Consider the following 3,310-nt stretch of genomic DNA (forward strand, 5'->3'; position numbering starts at 1 on the left):
TTCATTTAATATTAATCCTTCAACTCCTGCACTTATATTGTATCTATATTTACCAACTTCATTATTTTCTCCATAATTATCAAAACCTAGTGATAGTTTAAATGGATTAGTTTTCTTATTTGTTATTATTATATTTGACTTATCTTCTTCTATAGATGGTTCTATACTAACATCTATATTATTACTTTTAGCATATTTTAAGTTAGATACTAGTGTATCTATTTTTGATACATCTAGTTCTTCTCTACTTTTTAAATCACTATTTAAACCAATAGCCAAACTATCTTCAATTCCATTATATATTATCTTATATATTTCTGTAGAATAAACAATAAATGGTATTAGTATTATTTGTAGTTTTTCAAAAATTCCTTTCTATCATAATATATTATTATGAATTATTTAACTTCATATTCAGCTAAATAATATGGAATGAAATATTCTTTGAAATTATTAAAAAATTCTTTAGGCGTTTGAAAATATGGCAAAGAAGGATTAACCTTTTTATCTTTCTCAAAATAAATATTTTTTTCAACAAAAGATTTGTAATCCTTTTCATTTATTTCTTCAACAATTTCACGTCTATAGTAATATGTTATATTATCTTTATTCATGATAACATAACAAAAATAAGCATCATCGTAAGTTTCAAAATCTGGTTCAAAATTTTCTAAATATATTATTTTATCTAAATTTCTAATAATTATAGGAGTACTCTTAAAATTATAAAAATCTACTTTCTCATTTTTATCATAAACTATCATAATATTATCGTATGTTTCTATAGAACTTCTATTTATTTTCTTTAATACTTGATAATTTGCTTCAGGATCATATACCTTCTTATTTATATAACCTTTATATGGAATTGATAAAAATATACATAAAATAATTATTAATCTTATTTGAATTTTTATGTTATCTTTTACCATATCTTACTACTCTTTTCTTCAACTTTTTTATATAGCTCCTCTAGCTTTTCATCATCTAACTCATATATTAAATCACTTTTTTTCAAATTATTAAATTCTTTAAAATCTGTAATATATGATCCTTCATTTACTTTACGTGAATAATAATCAATTTGATCTTTCGAATACAAGTACAAAGAAATTGCATAAACTTTTTCACCATTATATATTCCACCATCTCCAATAACTATAAATTCCCTATCTAGAGGGATTAAATAATATCCTTTTATTTTCATATTTATTTCTTTTGCATATTCTTTAGCATCTTCTTGTAAAATCTTTAATCCATCATAATAATTTGCTTTTTTTATATAATTTACAACATATTTTTTATATTCATAATATGAATATATCTTGTATATCGAAAGTGAAAATAGTATTAATACTACATACCAAAGTATTTTTGAAATATTTTTCCTAATTTTTTCTATTATCTCCATACCATTTCTAATCCTTCCCTATTTTTCAAAATTCATATATATTTCTGGATGATATTTTTGAATCTTTATTTTTCTTACATATTCATCAAATTCTACTCTATTTTTAAATTTCTTCTCTTCTAATAATACTACTATTTCAAATTTATTTGTATTTTCTAAGTCATAATTAACTTTACTATCCCCTTTATTTTGATAGTTCAAATCTAAAGCATCTGCCATTCTATCTAAAATAAATGTTTTTACTGTAACTTCTTTTGTATCATAATTTTCTATAACCATTACATTTAATTCTGTATTTCTTAATTCTGTTATTACTTTTTCTTCTTTACTTATTTTAAATCTATTGGTTGAAATTTCTTCTAACACTTTCTTACCCTTTATAAATCCTAAAACATCTTTAGATTGAGAGGAAACAACTACGTTACCATTCTTAACATCAAATATTTCTTTCATATCTCCTGGGGTATTTAATGCTTTCCCATCTGATATTTTATTTACATCTATCATTGCCCCTTCTGAATTTATTCTAACACATGCTCCAACAAAAAACAGGAATAACACTATAAATATTTATAAACACCCAGTAAAACATGATCTACAACCTCTTTGCATTTTATCTAACTTCCCTTCAAACCATTTAGTAATATTTCTATACCTGAAAATACATCAACATTATCAAAATACTAGTTATATCAAAAAAAATATTTTTAAAATTATATACATCGTATTTATATACACCAACAAATAAAATCGAGTTAAAAATATATATTGCAAGAATAACCAACTTATATTTATATATAATTTCCACTTTACCATTTTTATTTGAATTAATAATTAAAAATACACCATATATAAAAGTAAATAGATATGTATATAAAATTAGTTCTTTAGGTATTTCTATTCCTAAAAAAACACTAGAATCATTTATTATAATATTTGAAAAAACCTTTATAGCTAAATAAAAATAAATTTTTATTTTATTACTAAATATAGACAAATCTAAAAAATAAAAAATAGAAATAATATATATAGTTAGTACAGATGAAATAATAGGATTAGTATTATATAACCAAATTTTTTCAACATCTATACTAAAAATAGGAGTAAAATTTAAACTTCTATTAACTACAATACCCACAAACAACAAATTAATCATTTTATTTTCTATAATATTACTAAACAAGATTGAAAAATTCTCATTAGTTAAAAAATAAAGGAAAACAATAACTAATATTAATAATTTCATAATTAAAAAAAGTCCATATACTTCTACATTATTATTGTTTGTTAAATTTTGAATATAATAAATATAACAATAATAAAAAAATTGAGTCAATAATATTTTTATAATTTCTATAATTTCTCTATTCCTTATTTTATCTACGCTATTTTGAATATAAAAAGCGAAATAAGCCATAAGAAAATTAGTACCAGGATAATAAATAAAGAAAGAAAGAAAAATAAAAAAGTGCTTTATATTTTTATTATTGATTTTAAATAAAAATAAATTTAAAATAATAAACTTTATTAATTCTAGAAATATATCTAATGATGTAAGTTCTAGATTAATATAAAATTTTTGTAATGGTAAAAATATATTTTGTGTAACATAAAAAAATATAGAAAATATTACTACAAATACAAAATTTTTTAACTTTAAATTATTCACATGGTTTCACCTCAACTTTGAGAGTATTGAAATAAGTCTGTAAATTCTTCAAATTTACTTTTTTATTCAAAGACTCTTATGATATTTAGTTTATAAACAATTCAATATATTATAGCTGTTTTTCACAGCATGTCAATACAGAGGGTAAGGTTTTTGACCAAACCCTCTTAATTTATTGGTAAATTTCTTTAAATTTCTATACGCTCTCTACCAAAATTAATAATTAATTC

Annotated in this window: 5 protein-coding genes; all 5 read right to left on the bottom strand. The window is 20.7% G+C overall.

The genetic code is table 11. The features are described 5' to 3' along the window. Nucleotides 1–279, bottom strand: a 279-nt coding sequence (locus AYC60_RS04515; protein WP_197416961.1) for a ShlB/FhaC/HecB family hemolysin secretion/activation protein, incomplete at its 3' end; no start/stop codon positions are given. A 119-nt stretch (nucleotides 280–398) separates the two neighbouring features. Continuing rightward, the gene (locus AYC60_RS04520) at nucleotides 399–932 is read right to left on the bottom strand and encodes a hypothetical protein (protein ID WP_067321778.1); all 534 of its coding nucleotides are present in this window, start codon (nucleotides 930–932) and stop codon (nucleotides 399–401) included. Further along, nucleotides 926–1,411 (bottom strand): hypothetical protein, encoded by a 486-nt coding sequence (locus AYC60_RS04525; protein WP_067321780.1) that lies wholly within the window; start codon nucleotides 1,409–1,411, stop codon nucleotides 926–928. Before AYC60_RS04525 ends, AYC60_RS04520 begins: the two co-directional genes overlap by 7 nt. An 18-nt stretch (nucleotides 1,412–1,429) precedes the next feature. Further along, on the bottom strand, nucleotides 1,430–1,918 hold the full coding sequence (locus AYC60_RS04530; protein ID WP_067321782.1) for a hypothetical protein: 489 nt from the start codon (nucleotides 1,916–1,918) through the stop codon (nucleotides 1,430–1,432). A 142-nt stretch (nucleotides 1,919–2,060) separates the two neighbouring features. Further along, entirely contained in the window at nucleotides 2,061–2,657 is a 597-nt protein-coding gene (locus tag AYC60_RS08625) for a hypothetical protein (RefSeq protein ID WP_156447665.1), read from the bottom strand. Nucleotides 2,658–3,310 lie beyond the last annotated feature (653 nt).

It is taken from the genome of Streptobacillus felis, assembly GCF_001559775.1.
GTDB classification, from domain to species: domain Bacteria; phylum Fusobacteriota; class Fusobacteriia; order Fusobacteriales; family Leptotrichiaceae; genus Streptobacillus; species Streptobacillus felis.